Source organism: Micromonospora palomenae (assembly GCF_007829925.1).
Lineage (GTDB): Bacteria > Actinomycetota > Actinomycetes > Mycobacteriales > Micromonosporaceae > Micromonospora > Micromonospora purpureochromogenes.
This window is the reverse complement of sequence record NZ_VIXA01000001.1, coordinates 26,340-43,564: the sequence shown is the minus strand read 5'-3', so window position 1 is coordinate 43,564 and position 17,225 is coordinate 26,340. Positions and strand designations below refer to the sequence as shown.

At 70.8% G+C, this 17,225-nt stretch carries 9 protein-coding genes; 3 read left to right on the top strand and 6 right to left on the bottom strand.

All coding sequences use genetic code 11. From position 1 onward, the window contains the following. Positions 1-102: 102 nt before the first annotated feature. Positions 103-2,064: an asparagine synthase (glutamine-hydrolyzing) gene (asnB, locus tag FHX75_RS00180; RefSeq protein WP_154936072.1), complete on the bottom strand. Its 1,962-nt coding sequence runs from the start codon at positions 2,062-2,064 to the stop codon at positions 103-105. 110 nt (positions 2,065-2,174) lie between these two features. Between asnB and FHX75_RS00175 the strand changes: the two genes are divergently transcribed. The 3 genes from FHX75_RS00175 (at position 2,175) to FHX75_RS30490 (ending at position 8,693) form a co-directional block, all read left to right on the top strand. Further along, positions 2,175-3,656 (top strand): aminopeptidase P family protein, encoded by a 1,482-nt coding sequence (locus FHX75_RS00175; protein ID WP_154936071.1) that lies wholly within the window; start codon positions 2,175-2,177, stop codon positions 3,654-3,656. Between the two features lie 293 nt (positions 3,657-3,949). Beyond that, positions 3,950-6,193 (top strand): hypothetical protein, encoded by a 2,244-nt coding sequence (locus FHX75_RS31880; protein WP_281290780.1) that lies wholly within the window; start codon positions 3,950-3,952, stop codon positions 6,191-6,193. 331 nt (positions 6,194-6,524) lie between these two features. Then, positions 6,525-8,693, top strand: a complete 2,169-nt coding sequence (locus tag FHX75_RS30490; protein WP_170285255.1) for a hypothetical protein — start codon at positions 6,525-6,527, stop codon at positions 8,691-8,693. Between the two features lie 77 nt (positions 8,694-8,770). Here the strand turns inward: FHX75_RS30490 and pulA are convergent, their stop codons facing one another. The 5 genes from pulA to FHX75_RS00140 form a co-directional block, all read right to left on the bottom strand. After that, positions 8,771-14,269, bottom strand: a complete 5,499-nt coding sequence (pulA, locus tag FHX75_RS00160; protein WP_154936069.1) for a pullulanase-type alpha-1,6-glucosidase — start codon at positions 14,267-14,269, stop codon at positions 8,771-8,773. A gap of 162 nt (positions 14,270-14,431) precedes the next feature. Beyond that, positions 14,432-15,115 (bottom strand): cellulose binding domain-containing protein, encoded by a 684-nt coding sequence (locus FHX75_RS00155; RefSeq protein ID WP_154936068.1) that lies wholly within the window; start codon positions 15,113-15,115, stop codon positions 14,432-14,434. 102 nt (positions 15,116-15,217) lie between these two features. Further along, positions 15,218-15,886 carry a cellulose binding domain-containing protein gene (locus FHX75_RS00150; protein ID WP_154936067.1) on the bottom strand — a complete coding sequence of 223 codons (669 nt, stop codon included), beginning with the start codon at positions 15,884-15,886 and terminating at the stop codon, positions 15,218-15,220. Between the two features lie 187 nt (positions 15,887-16,073). Next, complete coding sequence (locus FHX75_RS00145; protein WP_154936066.1) at positions 16,074-16,463, bottom strand: hypothetical protein; 390 nt, start codon at positions 16,461-16,463, stop codon at positions 16,074-16,076. 37 nt (positions 16,464-16,500) lie between these two features. Next, complete coding sequence (locus FHX75_RS00140) at positions 16,501-17,157, bottom strand: hypothetical protein (RefSeq protein WP_154936065.1); 657 nt, start codon at positions 17,155-17,157, stop codon at positions 16,501-16,503. Between the last annotated feature and the right edge of the window lie 68 nt (positions 17,158-17,225).

The window sequence follows — 17,225 nt, the reverse complement described above, 5'->3', positions numbered from 1 at the left end:
GCTGAAACGATCAAGAGGTTTGCGTCGCCGGAGCGGACTCCGGTCGACGCAAACCTCTTGATCAACGGCGGTGGCGTGCTCGGGGCGCGCCGGGCCCGGCCGTCAGCGGACCATGGAGCCGACCACGGGCTTGGTGAGCAGGGCGGACTGGTTGCGCTGGATGCCGGGGTCGAGGGTCTTGGCCACGAAGATGGCGTGCCAGATGCAGAAGATCAGCACGGTCCACACCTTGCGGGAGTGGTCCGCCTCCTCCCGCTTGTGCTCGTCCAGCAGCCGCATCGCGTACGACAGGTCGATCAGGTCGCCCGCGCCGGAGGTGGCCAGCACGTGCCGGGCCCACTCGTACATCTCGCCGCGCAGCCAGACCCGGGTCGGGGTCGGGAAGCCCAGCTTCTTCCGGTTGACGATGGCCGGCGGCACCACGCCCTGCAACGCCTGGCGCATGGCGTACTTGGTGGCGTCCGAGCGGGGCGGGAGCTTCAGGTCGACCGGAATGCCGGCGGCCACGTCGAAGACCGCCCGGTCGAGGAAGGGCACCCGCACCTCCAGCGAGTGGGCCATCGAGATCCGGTCGGCCTTGACCAGGATGTCGCCGCGCAGCCAGGTGTAGAGGTCGACGTACTGCATCTTGGTGACGTCGTCGAGCTCGGTGCACTCGGCGTAGATCGGCGCGGTCACGTCGGTGTAGCGGACCGAGGGGTCGTAGCGGCGCAGCAGGTGCTGCTTCTCCTCCTCGGTGAACATCCGGGCGTTGCCGTAGTAGCGCTGCTCGATCGGGGTGGTGCCGCGCTCCAGGAAGCTCTTGCCCTTGACCCCCTGCGGGATCGCCTTGGAGACCGCGCGCAGGCCCTTCTGCACCCCGCCCGGCAGGCCGTTGACCGCGCCGAGGGAGAGCGGCTCCCGGTAGATCGTGTACCCGCCGAAGAACTCGTCGGCGCCCTCGCCGGAGAGGACCACCGTGACGTGCTCGGCGGCCTTCTTGGCCACGAAGTAGAGCGGCACCAGCGCCGGGTCGGCCACCGGGTCGTCCAGGTGCCAGACGATCTTCGGCAGGGCGTCGATCATGTCCTGCGGCCCGATCTTGGTCGGGATGGTGGTCACGTCGAGGTGCCGGGCCGACTCCTGGGCCACGTCGATCTCGGAGTAGCCGGGCACGTCGTACCCGACGGTGAAGGTGAGGATGTTCGGGTTGAACTCCCGGGCCAGGGCCACCACGGCGGTCGAGTCGATCCCGCTGGACAGGAACGAGCCGACCGGCACGTCCGAGCGCATGTGCATCCGGACGCTCTCCCGCAGCGTCTCCCGGATCTCCTGGTAGAGCCGCTGCTCATCGGCGACCGGGGCGGGGTGGAACACCGGCCGGTACCACCGGCGCACGTCGATGCGCCCGCCCGGGCTCCAGGTCAGGTACTCCCCCGAGCCGATCCGCCGGATCCCCTTGTGCAGGGTGCCGGGCTCCGGCACGTACTGGAGGGTCAGGTAGTGGCTCAGGTTGGCCGTGTCGATGCCGGCGTCGCCCTCGTAGTTCGAGTGCGCGAAGGGCAGCAGCGCCTTCTTCTCCGAGGCGAGGTAGAGCCCGTCGGCGGTCTCCAGGTAGTGCAGCGGCTTGATGCCGAAGTAGTCGCGGGCGCCGAAGGCACGCCGCTCCTGCCGGTCCCAGATGACGAAGGCGAACATGCCGCGCAGCCGGGTGAGCACCTGCTCGCCCCAGTAGTGGTAGCCGGCGACGATCACCTCGCCGTCGCCGGCGGTGGCGAACTGGGCCCCGTAGGTGCGCACCAGCTCGTCGCGCAGCTCGATGTAGTTGTAGATCTCACCGTTGAAGGTGAGCAGGTAGCGGCCGTCGGCGTACGGCAGCGGTTCGTGGCTGGAGGCCACGTCGATGATCGCCAGGCGCTTGTGCGCGAACACCCCGTCCGCGTACCGGCCGGAGGCGTCCCCGACCACCTCGACACCGGTCTCGTCCGGGCCGCGGTGGTGCAGGCATTCCAACGCCCCGGCGATGTTGTCGCGGTGAGCGGCGGCGTCGCCGCGCGCACTGAAGAAGGCCAGGAGTCCGCACATGGTGGTCATCTTTCCACGCGCGTGAAGCGGCCGTCGCGGCACCGCAGGCTCTTCCGGCCGGGACCGGGCGGGTACCGTCTGGACCAGCAACGAGGCGAAGGGAGCGGACCATGACCGAGGACCGGACGAGCGGAAAGCCGGCGGACGGCACCGAATCGCACGACCCGGACTTCCCGCAGGCGTTCCTGGACTTCATGCGCCAGGGCTGGCGGGACACCACGCTGCCGGTCGGCCCGCGTCCCGAGGTGCCCAACCACGCCAAGCGCCGGGCCGCGCTCTCGGCGGCCTTCCCGGGCGAGACGCTGGTCATCCCGACCGGCACCGAGAAGGCACGCGCCAACGACACCGACCACCCGTTCCGGCCGGGCAGCGACTTCGTCTACCTGACCGGCGACCACGACCCGGACAGCGTGCTCGTGCTGCGCCCGAACGGCTCCGGGCACGACGCCACGCTGTACATGCGTCCCCGCTCCTCGCGGAAGACCGACGAGTTCTTCCGCAGCCGGCACGGCGAGCTGTGGGTGGGCCGGCGACACACCCTGACGGAGAAGTCGACCGAGCTGGGCCTGCCGACCGAGGACCTCACCGGGCTGGACGCGGCGCTGGCCGGGCTGGCGCCGGGGCGTACCCGGGTGTTGCGCGGTTTTGACCCGCGGGTGGACGCGGCCGTGCGGCCCTGGGACGGCCCCCGCGCCGACGGCCAGCCGGCCCGCGACCGCGAGCTGGCCATCGCCATCTCCGAGCTGAAGCTGGTCAAGGACGAGTGGGAGATCGCCCAGCTCCAGGACGCCGTCGACGCGACCGTACGCGGCTTCGAGGACGTGGCCCGGGGGCTGCCGGCCGACCGCGGGGTCTCCGAGCGGCTGCTGGAGGGGATCTTCGCGCTGCGCGCCCGGCACGACGGCAACGACGTCGGGTACGGCTCGATCGTCGGCGCCGGCGAGCACGCCACGATCCTGCACTGGGTGCACAACCACGGCGCCACCCGCCCGGGTGAGCTGCTGCTGATGGACATGGGCGTGGAGAACCGCAACCTCTACACCGCCGACGTCACCCGGGTGCTGCCGGTCGACGGCCGGTTCACCCCGCTGCAGCGCCAGGTCTACGACGCGGTGTACGCCGCCCAGCAGGCCGGCATCGACATCATCAAGCCCGGGGTGGCGTTCCGGGAGGTCCACCTGACCGCGATGCGGGTCCTCGCCGAGGCACTCAAGGACCTCGGCCTGCTCCCGGTGAGCGTGGACGAGGCGATGGACCCGGCGTCAACGGTCTACCGCCGGTGGACGCTGCACGGCACCAGCCACATGCTCGGCATCGACGTGCACGACTGCGCCAACGCGCGCAAGGAGCACTACCGCGACGGCCCGCTCGGCGAGGGCTACGTGCTGACCGTCGAGCCGGGGCTGTACTTCCAGCCCGAGGACGAGCTGGTCCCCGAGGAGCTGCGCGGCATCGGCGTGCGGATTGAGGACGACATCCTGGTCACCGCGACCGGCGCGGTGAACCTGTCGGCCGGTCTGCCCCGCCGCTCGGACGAGGTGGAGACCTGGCTGGCCGAGCAGCGCGAGGCGGGTCCGCGCCTGCCCGGCTGACCCGGTACGACCCCCGGCGGGCCTCGCCGCCGGTGCCTGCGACGTTTCCGTCGTCGCGGCGCCGGTGGCGGGGCCCGCCGCTGTTTGCGCTGCTCACCACCTTCTTCACGACCTGCGCCCCGCTGCGCCCACCCGGCCGATGTGAGGGAAATGCGGGGTTTTCTCAGATACGTCCGCGTCGCGAGGATCCTTCTCATACGGTGTGGATTACAGGCTGCAACCTATTTGTAGCTGCTCGTGCCGCTCAGGTTGGTACGAGCCCGTCTGGTAGCAGGAAAGGGCGGAAGGCTCTGATGTCCAACGACCTAACGACTCCCGACGGCGGGGCCCCTTCGGCCCTGTCGTCGACTAGGCGACGCAAGCTGTGGGTCGCCACCGGCGTGGCCGGCCTGACCGGCGTCGTCGGCCTGGCGGCACTGGGCGGGCTGGCGGCCCGCAACGACAACTCCGACGACCCGAAGCGGGCCAGCGACTCGCAGGCGGCGCCGAAGCAGAACGTCAGCGATGCCGGCCCGGACTCCGACAAGCGTGACGACAAGGACAAGCGAAACGACGACCGGGACCGGGGCGAGGACCGCAACGACCGGGACAAGGACCGGGATCGTGACGAGCACGGTCGGGTGCGGGAGGTGCCGTGTGACGACGAGAAGCTGATCGAGGCTGTCGATCTGGCGAACCGGGATCACGGTGGCACGTTGAAGCTGGCCCCGCACTGCACCTACGAGCTGGACGGCTACGACCGCAAGTCCGGCACGGGCCTGCCGACGATCAAGCAGAAGATCACCATCAAGGGTGAGGACTCCACGATCAAGCGGGACTCCGAGCAGACGTTCCGGCTGTTCCGGGTCGCCGACGGCGGCGACCTGACCCTGAAGGACGTCACGCTCAAGGGCGGCAACGCCTCCGAGTTCAAGTACGGCAACCAGGGCCCGGGCGGACCCGGCGGCCCCGGCGGACCCGGTGGACCGGGCGGACCCGGCGGACCCGGTGGACCGGGTGGACCCGGCGGACCCGGTGGACCGGGTGGACCCGGCGGACCCGGTGGACCGGGCGGACCAGGTGTGCCCGGCGGTCCGGGTGGACCAGGCCAGATGGGCGTGCAGGTCCCCGGGCAGCCCGCCCAGGGTGCCGCAGCGGTGGCCGAGCCGGCGCAGCTGGCCCCCGCCGCGAACGGGGTCACCATGGCTCCGGTCGCGGCCCCGGGTGGCTCGCAGGGCTCCGGTGACCGCAAGGACGATGACCGCAAGGACGATGACCGCAAGGACGGTGACGCCGACGGTGGTGCGTTGCTGGTCGAGCGCGGTGGTAGCGCGCACCTGAAGAAGGTCACGCTGACCCGCAACAACGCCGAGGGCAACGGCGGCGCGATCGCCAACTTCGGCCGCGTCGACATCGAGGACAGCACGATCGAGGACAACCACGCCCGCGAGAACGGCGGCGGCATCTTCAACCTCGGCGACCTCAAGGTCAAGGGGTCCTCCGACCACGACGACCGGTTCTCCCACGGCAAGGGCGAGTCCGCCCGCGACGACAAGGACAAGGACAAGGGCGAGTCCGCCCGGGACAAGGACAAGGACGAGTCCGCCCGGGACAAGGACAAGGGCGAGTCCGCCGACGGCCGGGGTGGCTCCGCCGACGGCAAGGACCGTGACCACGACGACCGGCGCGAGTCCCGCATCGCCAACAACACCGCGGGCAAGAACGGTGGCGGCATCGCCAACGGCCGCGACAAGGACAAGGACAAGGACCACGGCAAGGACCACGGCAAGGACCACGACTCCTGGCCGCGCTTCGAGGGCCGCGACGAGGCCGGCAGCGTGGAGATCTTCAAGACCTCCATCGAGAACAACAAGGCCGGCGAAAACGGCGGCGGCGTGTTCAGCTCCGGCGGGTTCGTCAAGATCGTCCTGTCGGTCATCAAGGAGAACACCGCCTGCGACAGCGGCGGCGGCATCTACGCCCGCAACACCAACCTCGACCTCGAGAAGGTCATCGTCGCCAAGAACCACGCCGACAAGGACGGCGGCGGCATCGTCAACACCGGCGGCGAGGACAAGAAGAACAACGGTCACGACTGGAACAAGGGCAAGGACGACAAGAACAAGGACGACAAGGAGAAGGACAAGGCCACGGCCACCATCTCCGACAGCAAGATCCTCGACAACACCGCCGGCCGCTTCGGCGGCGGCATCTTCAACGGCGACACGGACGTCAAGCTCAAGGAAGGCTTCCAGGACTCGTCCAACGGCAAGGACGACAAGGACGACAAGGACGACAACGCCAGGCTCACCCTGCGCGACACCGAGGTCAAGGGCAACACCGCCCTCAACGGCGGCGGCATCTTCAACAACAAGGGCACCGTCACCCTGACCAAGACCCACGTCACCAAGAACACCGCCACCGACTCGTCCAAGAACCACCGAGTCGCCGGCGGCATCCTCAACAACGAAGGCAAGGTCAAGCTCGACGACAAGTCGACCGTGACCAACAACGACCCCACCAACTGCGCCGGCACCGTCAAGGACTGCTTCAACTGAGCCGACGCACGACCAGGGAGTCCCTTCCCGCCCCCGGCGGGAAGGGACTCCCCCACCCCTACCGGTACGCGTCGCGCCCGGAGGCCCCCGGCACGCGCTTTCGCCCTCCGCGACGCCCTTCGCCACCGGTGACACCTCTGCTGCACCGCCGTCCGTCGTGCTGTTGGCTGCACCGCCCACATACCTAATGTGGGCTTTTTTCGTATACGCCCACGAGGTGAAGAAGGTTCTCATACGTTGTTGTTCAGCAGCTACAACCGATTTGTAGCGAAGGCCGCCTCGCCGTGGCGAAGCGACCTTGTCGGGTACAAGGAGAGGGCAGAGAGCTCCGATGTCCAACTACCTTCGCAATAACGATGACGCCACCCGCGAGACAGCCTCCCCGCTTCGTCGTCGCCGGATCTGGCTCGCCACCGGCGTTGTGGGCCTGACAGGAGCGGTCAGCCTCGCAGGGGTCGCCTACGCGACCACCGGGGCCACCGGCGCCCACCGGTTGACCGACCTGAAGTGGTCCACGGCTCAGCAGCTCACGAGGGACGACGGCCAGGACCGCGACGTCGAGGAGCGGGGCGAGGACCGCAAGGACCGCGACAGGGGCGAGGACCGCAACGACCGGGACAAGGACCGGGATCGTGACGAGCACGGTCGGGTGCGGGAGGTGCCGTGTGACGACGAGAAGCTGATCGAGGCTGTCGATCTGGCGAACCGGGATCACGGTGGCACGTTGAAGCTGGCCCCGCACTGCACCTACGAGCTGGACGGCTACGACCGCAAGTCCGGCACGGGCCTGCCGACGATCAAGCAGAAGATCACCATCAAGGGTGAGGACTCCACGATCAAGCGGGACTCCGAGCAGACGTTCCGGCTGTTCCGGGTCGCCGACGGCGGCGACCTGACCCTGAAGGACGTCACGCTCAAGGGCGGCAACGCCTCCGAGTTCAAGTACGGCAACCAGGGCCCGGGCGGACCCGGCGGCCCCGGCGGACCCGGTGGACCGGGCGGACCCGGCGGACCCGGTGGACCGGGCGGACCGGGTCAGCAGGGCGGACCTGGGCAGCCGGGTCCGGGCGTCCCGGGGCAGCCGGCTGCGGCCGCGCCGCAGGGTGGCGCACCGGTGGCCCAGCCGGCGCAGCTGGCCCCCGCCGCGAACGGGGTCACCATGGCTCCGGTCGCGGCCCCGGGTGGCTCGCAGGGCTCCGGTGACCGCAAGGACGATGACCGCAAGGACGGTGACGCCGACGGTGGTGCGTTGCTGGTCGAGCGCGGTGGTAGCGCGCACCTGAAGAAGGTCACGCTGACCCGCAACAACGCCGAGGGCAACGGCGGCGCGATCGCCAACTTCGGCCGCGTCGACATCGAGGACAGCACGATCGAGGACAACCACGCCCGCGAGAACGGCGGCGGCATCTTCAACCTCGGCGACCTCAAGGTCAAGGGGTCCTCCGACCACGACGACCGGTTCTCCCACGGCAAGGGCGAGTCCGCCCGCGACGACAAGGACAAGGACAAGGGCGAGTCCGCCCGGGACAAGGACAAGGACGAGTCCGCCCGGGACAAGGACAAGGGCGAGTCCGCCGACGGCCGGGGTGGCTCCGCCGACGGCAAGGACCGTGACCACGACGACCGGCGCGAGTCCCGCATCGCCAACAACACCGCGGGCAAGAACGGTGGCGGCATCGCCAACGGCCGCGACAAGGACAAGGACAAGGACCACGGCAAGGACCACGGCAAGGACCACGACTCCTGGCCGCGCTTCGAGGGCCGCGACGAGGCCGGCAGCGTGGAGATCTTCAAGACCTCCATCGAGAACAACAAGGCCGGCGAAAACGGCGGCGGCGTGTTCAGCTCCGGCGGGTTCGTCAAGATCGTCCTGTCGGTCATCAAGGAGAACACCGCCTGCGACAGCGGCGGCGGCATCTACGCCCGCAACACCAACCTCGACCTCGAGAAGGTCATCGTCGCCAAGAACCACGCCGACAAGGACGGCGGCGGCATCGTCAACACCGGCGGCGAGGACAAGAAGAACAACGGTCACGACTGGAACAAGGGCAAGGACGACAAGAACAAGGACGACAAGGAGAAGGACAAGGCCACGGCCACCATCTCCGACAGCAAGATCCTCGACAACACCGCCGGCCGCTTCGGCGGCGGCATCTTCAACGGCGACACGGACGTCAAGCTCAAGGAAGGCTTCCAGGACTCGTCCAACGGCAAGGACGACAAGGACGACAAGGACGACAACGCCAGGCTCACCCTGCGCGACACCGAGGTCAAGGGCAACACCGCCCTCAACGGCGGCGGCATCTTCAACAACAAGGGCACCGTCACCCTGACCAAGACCCACGTCACCAAGAACACCGCCACCGACTCGTCCAAGAACCACCGAGTCGCCGGCGGCATCCTCAACAACGAAGGCAAGGTCAAGCTCGACGACAAGTCGACCGTGACCAACAACGACCCCACCAACTGCGCCGGCACCGTCAAGGACTGCTTCAACTGACCGCCGGTCAGCTCGGGATCCACACACAGGTCCGGCCCCCTGCCACCTCGGTGGCAGGGGGCCGGACCGTCATGGGGTCACTTCTGGACGAAGACCGCCACACTGCGCGCCGGCACGGTGAACGTGCCGGCCGCCCGGTCGAACGAGGCCGTCCGGAGCACCGGGTCGGCCGAGTTCACCAGCACCGGGTGCAGCGCGACATCCGCCCCCCGCAGGCCGGTCACCGTCTGCTTCGCCGTCTCCGGCGTGCCGTTGAAGACCACGGTCAGCGACTTCCACTTCCCGTCCAGCCCGCGGGCGTCCAGGGTCATGGTCAGCACGCCCGGCGTCTCGTTCTCGCCCGAGAGCGGGAAGGCGACGCGCCGCTGCACCTGGCCGGCGGTGGCCAGCCCGAACACCGGCGAGGACTCCCGGATCCGCAGCAGCTCCGCGTACCGGGCGTCGGCCAGGTTGATCGCGGCGCAGTCCGGCACCAGCTTCGGGTCGGCCAGCAGCGGCTTCGCGTACGGCCACTTGTCCTTGTTGTCCTGCTCCGGCGGGAGGCCGACGCCGAACCCGTTGCCCTGCGCGCAGTCCCACCGGATCTGGTTGAACCAGTCACCGGAGTTGTACGAGTTGCGGTCCAGCGACTTCGAGCGCAGCCGCTCGGAGCCGGTGGTGACGAAGCCCGCCCCCTGCCCGAAGGTGGTGGTCGCCAACGCCAGCACCTGCATCCGCGACCGGTCCGTCGCCGAGGTGTCCTGCGGCAGCTTGTACGCCAGCGCGTCGTACAGGATCTCGTTGTCGTGCGCGTCGACGTAGGTGACCGCCTCGCCCGGCGCGGCGGTGTAGCCGGCCGGCGAGCCGTTGTAGTCCACCTGGGCGCCGGTGACCTGCCGGCCCGACGAGTCGGTGAACCGGTAGCCCCGCAGGTTACCGGCGAGCCCCACCTTGATCAGGTCCTGGTAGTGCAGCAGCCGCGCCTTCTGCTCGGCCGCCGTCCCGTTCACGGTGTCGCCGTTGGGGTCGGTGTAGAGACCGGAGGCGAAGCCCTGGATCCGGGGGTTGCCGTCGAAGGGACCGCCGCCGCGCACCGCGTCGCGGAGCCGGTCGTTGAAGGTGGCGATGCCGGTCCCGGCCATGTTGGCCTGGGTGGCCTGCACGAACCGGGCGTCGTTGGCGACCTCGCCGAAGTTCCAGCCCTCGCCGTAGAGCAGGATCTTCTTCCCGTCCACGCCGTCACGGGCCGGGGTGAGCTGGTCCAGCGCGGCCCGCACGGCCAGGATGTTCGCCTTCGGGTGGTGACCCATCAGGTCGAACCGGAACCCGTCCACCTTGTACGCCTTGGCCCAGGTGACCAGGGAGTCCACCACCAGCTTGCCCATCATGGCGTGCTCGGGGGCGGTGTTGGCGCAGCAGGTCGAGTTGGCGACGCTGCCGTCCTCCAGCAGCCGGTGGTAGTAGCCCGGCACCACCTGGTCGAGCACCGACTTCGGGTCGGTGCCCGAGGCGGAGGTGTGGTTGTAGACCACGTCCAGCACCACGCGCAGCCCGGCGCCGTTGACCCCGGCGACCATCTGCCGGAACTCGGTGGTCCGCCTGGCCCCGGCCGGGTCGACGGCGTAGCCGCCCTCCGGCACGGTGTAGTGCAGCGGGTCGTACCCCCAGTTGTAGCCGTCCTTTTCGGCGACCTTCGCCACGCAGGCCTGCTGCTGGTCGGAGTCCGGCGGCAGCTTCGCCAGGTCGCAGTCGGGCTGCTGCTGGGCGGCCCGCTTCTCGGGGATGGTGGCGAAGTCGAACGAGGGCAGCAGGTGCAGGTAGTTGACCCCGGCGTCGCCGAGCGCCTTCAGGTGCTTCATGCCGGCCGTGTTCGGGTCGGTGAAGGCGAGGTAGGTGCCCCGCTTCTCCGCCGGCACGGTGGCGTCGGCGATCGAGAAGTCCCGTACCGACAGCTCCGAGATCTGCGCCTTCGACGCCGGCACCGCCGGCGGCTTGCGCAGGTTGGCCCAGCCGGACGGGGCCAGCGACTCCTCGGACAGGTCGACGATCTGGCTGTGCGTCGAGTCCGGCGCGAGCGCCACCGAGTACGGGTCCGTCACCGCGGCGGTGACCACCTTCTGCGCCGCCGGCTGCCAGGCCTCGACCTGGTAGCGGTAGTACTTGCCGGCCCAGGCCTTCGTGCCGCGCACCGACCAGACGCCGGTGCGGTCGTTGCGGCTCATCGCCACCGTCCTCGGCTCGGCCGTGGGCGAGTCGAAGAGCTGCAGCGACACCGTCCGGGCGGTGGGCGCCCAGACGGCGAGGGTGGGCACCCGGCCGGCGAAGGTGGCGCCCAGCCGGGCGTCGGTGGCCCGGGCGTAGACGTCGTCGAGCACGCCCGGGATCTGCACGCCGGTCGCGCCGAGCAGCACGCCCTCGGCGTCGCGCTCGGTCACCACCAGCTGCCCGCGCAGCGCCGCCGGGACCTTGGCCAGGTCGGCCCGGTCCAGCGTGAAGGTGCGGTACGACCACAGGTGCGGGAAGGCCGCACGCTGGGCCTCGGTGAGCCCGTTGCGCTGCGCCCGCAGCGGCAGTGAGGTGTACGTCCCGGCCAGCTCGCCGTCGGCGATGCTCAGCCCGCCCGCCGGGGCGGCCACCAGGGCGTACTGCTTGCCGTCGGTCGGAGGAGTCAGCCAGGCGACGGTGGACCGGTCGATCCAGTGCGCCTTCTGCTTGGTGATGTCCAGGTCCCGGGCGGGGCCGGAGGAGGTGGGCGGCAGCAGCCGGCCCTTCACCCCGGCGAGCAGCCAGACCTCACGCCCGGCGCTGGCGAAGTCCAGCCGCTGGTCGTCAGGCTGATCCTTGGTGTCGCCGGAGTGGATGATGTAGCTCAGCCCGGTCGCGCCGGCGGCCAGCGGCACCCGGAAGACCGCGCCGTAGGCGTCGATCTTCTCCGGCTTGAGCGGGTTGGACCAGTCGGTGGGGTTGGCGGCGCCGTCCCAGAGGTGCAGACCCCAGCCGGCGTAGTCGTTGTCGGCCTTGCGCCAGTGGATGACCGCGGTGCTCTCGTCGACCGCCGGGTCGGGCTCGCCGGTGGCGGCCTGCCGGGTCGGGTAGAGCGTCGGGTCGCCCTGCTTGACCCAGACCTCGCCGGTCTGCGTCACGTCGATCGTGCGGTCGTTCGCGACGTCCTTGTTGCCGTTCTTGTCGACGACCAGGAAGCCGACCGACTTCGCGCCCGGCTTGAGCTTGACCCAGGCGAACCGGCCGTAGGAGTCCTCACCGGCGAACGGCTGCCCCTTGGGCCACTCGGTGGCGTACGCCGGGTCGATGTCACCCCAGGTGTAGAGGCCCCAGTCGTCGTACCCGCCGGCGGGACGCTGGTAGTGCACGACCGCCCAGTCCCGGGCGGCGCTCTGCGCCGGGGTGCCGACCACGCCGGTGGCGCGGGTGCCGGCGGTCCGCCCCTTGCCGTCGCGGACGACGGCCTTGTACTCGACCTTCGTCCCGCCGGGCAGGCCGGTCAGGTCGTGGTGGACGGTGTACGGGGCGGTGTGCGCGCTGCCCAGCAGCGTCCACCTGCCGCCGGGCACCCGGGCGGCGAAGGTGACGGTGGCCAGCGGGTCGCCGGTGACCTGGGCGGTGACGGTGGCCCGGGTGGCGACCGGGTCGGCGCCGGGCGCGCTGAGGGTGATGCCCGGCGCGGCGGTGGCCTGCGGGATGGGGCGACCGGCCTTGAGTACCACGGCCGCCATCGGCGGCACGGTCAGGCCGAGCTTGCCGTCCGCGCCGGCGGTGGCGGTGGCCGCGCCGCCGTAGACGCCGGTGAAGGCGGTGCCGGCGGACCAGGTGTCGACGGAGACGGACTGCGTGGTGGCGGCGTTGTTCACGGCCACCACGTACTCGGTGCGGTCGGCCGGGGCGATCCGGGAGAAGGCGAAGACGCCGGCGCCGTCGGCCGCGTACCGGGTGACCTGGATGCCGTCGCGCAGCGCCGGGTGGGCCTGGCGCAGCGTGCCCAGCTCGGCGATGGTGCGGTAGAGCGGGTGGCCGGTGTCGTACTGGTCGTCGGCGTGGGTGCGGGTGGTGCCGATCAGGTCGTCGTCGAGGTAGTCCGCCACCTTGGTGGCGAACATGTCCTGCCGGGCGTCCTTGTCGCCGCCGGGGCCGGTGAAGCCCTGCTCGTCGCCGGAGTACACGACCGGCTGGCCCCGGGTGAGGAACATCAGCTGGTGGGCGAGCTGGTCGCGGCGCAGCTGGGTGGCGTCGTCGCCGCCGGAGGCGGCGATGAAGGAGCCGATCCGGCCCATGTCGTGGTTGCCGAGGAAGGTGGTCAGCCGGTTGGCGCCGGTGTCCCGGGCGGCGTACAGGTCGTCGCGGGCGTACACGTCGGCGAGGGCCTTGGCGGAGCCGTCGGCGGCGGTGTAGCCGCGCGCGGCCTCCTGGAAGGAGAAGTCCAGGGTGGCCGGCAGGCCACCGCGCCGTACGTAGGTCGAGGTGACCTCCTGGTCGGCGCTGTAGACCTCGCCGAACATGAAGAAGTCCTTCTTGCCGGCGGCGTCGGCGGCCCGCTTGATGCCCCGGCTGAACTGCGGCCAGAAGTCGAGGTTGACGTGCTTGACGGTGTCGAGCCGGAAGCCGTCGACGCCGGTGCTGGCGATCCAGTCACCGTAGGCCTTGGTCAGCCCCTGCACCACCTCGGGACGCTCCGTCCACAGGTCGTCCAGGCCGAAGAAGTCGCCGTACTCGCTGTTCTCGCCGGCGAAGGTCGAGTCACCGCGGTTGTGGTACATGGTCGGGTCGTTCAACCAGGCCGGCACCTTCACCTTGGCGTCCGCCGGGGTGGCGAAGGTCGGGGTGTACGGGCCCGCGTCCGCGGTTACCGCCGGGAAGTCCCGGGTGCCGTCGGCGTAGTTGCGGTCCTCGAAGGCGCGCCCCTGCGCGTCGGTGTACGGCGAGGTCTTCTTGTCGACGTACGCGTACTTGTCCTCGCCGTACTTGATGACATCGGCGGTGTGGTTGACGATGACGTCAAGGTAGACCTTGATGCCGCGCTGGTGGGCGAGCTTGACCAGCTTCCGCATCTCCTCGTTGGTGCCGAAGTGCGGGTCGACCTGGGTGAAGTCGGTGATCCAGTAGCCGTGGTAGCCGGCCGAGATGTCCGCGCCGCTGCCCTGCACGGGGCGGTTCTTGAAGATCGGCGCGAGCCAGATGGCGGTCGTTCCCAGGCCCTGGATGTAGTCCAGCTTGTCGATGACGCCCTTGAGGTCGCCACCGTGGTAGAAGCCCTTGTCCTTCGGGTCCAGGCCGGTGCGCAGGCGGTCGCCGGTGAGCCCGCCGGAGTCGTTGCGCTTGTCGCCGTTGGCGAACCGGTCCGGCAGTACGAAGTAGAACTGCTCGGCGCGGCCCGTGCCGGCGCCGGCCTTCAGCAGGGCCTCGGTCGAGGGCTCGGCGCCCCACTGGGCGGCGCCGGCCGCGGCCAGGGTGTCGACGGTGGGGGTCCGGTCGGTGGCGTCCGCGCCGAGCTGGTTGACGGCGACCGGGACGCCGACGAGGGCGAGGGTGAGGGTGGAGACCAAGGCGAGCAGTGCCTTGCGAGATATCGGCGGGGGTTTCATCGACGGCCTTCCTCTGGTCGCTGATTCGCCCGCACGCTAGCTCTTGCCGAAACATTCTGCAATACCTTGCAAACATGGTCGCAACAAAGCAGCCTCCTTGCGAAACGTGCCGTCGTTCCGGCGCGCGGGAAGGTCACCCCGCGCCACCGGACAGCGGGCGGGTCAGAGGCCGGCGCAGGCGGCGCCGTCGACGGCGCATTCGCTCGGGCGGGTGTTCTCGCCGGTGTGTTCGAGGTGGAACCGCAGCGCCACGGACGCGCCGCCGTCGAGGTCCACCCCGCTGGCGTACGTGAAGACGCCGTCGGACATCCGGGAGGTGCCCTGCGGCGCACCCTCCACCCAGGAGCTGGCCACGCGACTGCCGGCCGGCAGCACCAGGCGCACCGTCCAGGGGCGGGGACCGGCGGCCGCGTTGGCGAGCAGCACCTCGCCGATGAAGCCGCCGTCGAAGGAGTTCACCACCCGGTACCGCCCGGTGACCGGCGACGGCGGCGGAGGCGGCGGGGTCGACTCCGGTCGCGCGTCCCGTCCCGCGGCGGAGGACGCCGGGTGCCCGCTGGGCGTCGGACCGGGCGGCGGATCGCTGCGGCGCGGGGTGAGCTGCGGGGCGCCCGGGGCGGGCAGGGCGACCGGGGCCCGCGACGGCGGACTCGACGGCAGGTCGGGCAGCGCCACGGTGGCGGGCAGGTCAGCCGGGCGGGCGGTCTCCGGCTCGCGGCCGCGGGACGCCGCCAACGCGACGACCAGCAGCACCACCATCACCACGACCCCGGTGGCCACCAGCAGCCAGGGCGACGAGGCGAGCGCCGTGGCGGCCCGGGACGAGCGGCGACGCGTGCCGGACATGCCCCTCCCTCATCCGTGCCGTTCGGCGAGCGTAGCCATCATCGGCAGGGCCGGAAAGTCTGCGCGCCGGCACTGTCCTGATGGTACGGACGCGTCCAGTGCTCAGCCGATGGTGCAGTCCGCCCCGTTGACGGTGCACTGGCCCGGACGGTCACCGGTGCCGGTCCGGCCGAACGTCATGGACACCACGGCGCTCTCCCCCGCCGACAGGGGCCTGGTGCCGCTCAGCACGAACCAGCCACTGCCCTGGGTACGCACCGACAGCCCCGAGTCCGACGACGCCCGGATCGACTTGACGTTGCCCGTGAACAGCAGCTCCACCTGCCACTCGCGAGCCCCGCCGGTGGTGTTGCGCACCGTCAACCGGGCGGAGAACGAGTCCCGGTCGCTGGAGGTGGCCTGGTAGTCCGCGCTCACCCGGCCGGAGCCGGCGGCCGGTGCGCGGGTCGTCGGCGTCGCGGCCGGCCGGCGGGTGCTGGCCCGCGGCGACGGGGTGGCGCTGGCCGTCCGCGACGGGGTGGCGTCCACGGCGACCAGCGGGGTGTCGGCGGGCGGCGTCGCGGACGACGTCACGGAGGGCATCCTCGGCAGGTACATCGGCGGCGCCGGCTCCGGCGCCGCCGGGTGCTCCGGTCCGCGGAAGGAGAGCAGGGCGAACACCAGCAGGACGGCGAGCAGACCGACGCCGAGCAGCACGACGATCCACGGCATCGACGCCAGCACGGCGGGTGCGGATCGCGCCCCCGGCCGTGGGGCCGAGTGGTCGGACATGGGGTCCCCCTTGTCGGAGCAGACGCGCCAGCCTAGCCAGCAAAGATGTCGGACAGCAGAGGGCCCGCCCGGTACGGTCCGTCCGGCCGGTACGGGTCGGAAAACGGCTGGCCGCACGAGACCGATTCGGGTCCGGTCGGGTCAGCCCCGGACCGACGCCGCCCACCGAACGGCCGCCCGACAGTCGTCACGCCGCGCGGATGACGGTGCAGATGGCCGGACCGTCCTCGGTGGTGCGCAGCAGGTAGCGGTACCGCTCGCCCGGCACCGCCCGACCCTGGCTGTCCAGGAACTCCCACTGCACGGCCACCTCGGTCAGCAGCGCGGAGACCGGCTGCACGTCCTCGATCAGCGCGTTCGCCGCGACCAGCTCCCGTTCCTGGTAGTCCGGGGCGGCGCCGACGAAGGAGAGCGCGACGGCGGCCAGCGTGCTGAAGGAGAAGCTGTACGTGTCGGCAACCACCAGCCCGGGCAGGGCGTAGCAGCCGGCGAGGGCGGGTACGTCGCCGGCGGTGAGCGCCACGCCGTACCGGTCGAAGAAGTCGGTCAGCGTGTCGAGATCGGTGGAGGCTCTCACGGCGTCACCAATTGCCGCCGACGGGCGCCGGCAAACCTCAGCGCGGCGGGATGTGCACCTCGATCTCGGCGCCGAGCTTGGCCCGACCGGCCAGGTCAAGGTCGTCGCCGCTCCAGAACCGACCCGGGTCGTACCAATTCGGACGGCGGCCGGCCGGCAGCAGCCCCATCGCCTCGTAGGTCACCGCCACCACCTCGGCGCAGTACGCGGTCTCCAGCGCCCGGTCCGACACCGGCACCGCGGAGCGGTCCCAGCGGCCCGGCAGCCGCACCTGCGGCACCCGGCCCCGCGCCCAGCGCCAGGCGAGCTGGGCGGTGGAGGGGAAGGGTGTGCCGTCGAGCCGGGCGACGGTACGCAGCACCGCCTGCTCCATCGCCGCGTCGGCCGGCGGGTCGAGCTGGCGCAACCAGGCCCGCTGCCCGTACCGGTTGGCCCAGACGCAGACCGCGTCGCGCAGGTCGTGCAGCTGCACGCCGCGCTGGTGGCTGCCGGTCCACATGTCCGGCAGCGAGCGGCCCAGCTCGGCGTGCCACATCAGGGGCGGCATGTCGTCCAGCACCACGGCCATGCCGACGTGGTTGACCGGGCTGTTCGTGGTGAGCTGGATGGCGCGGTCGGGCACGCTCCGGCCGCGGAACACCCACACGTCTCCGGTACGGGTCAGGTCGACGGCCTCGTCCAGGCTGATGCTCATGCCGTCGCCCCGGTGTTTCGCTCGCTGCGGTCGCTCATGGGCCACTACCCTAGGCCGATGCGGCAACG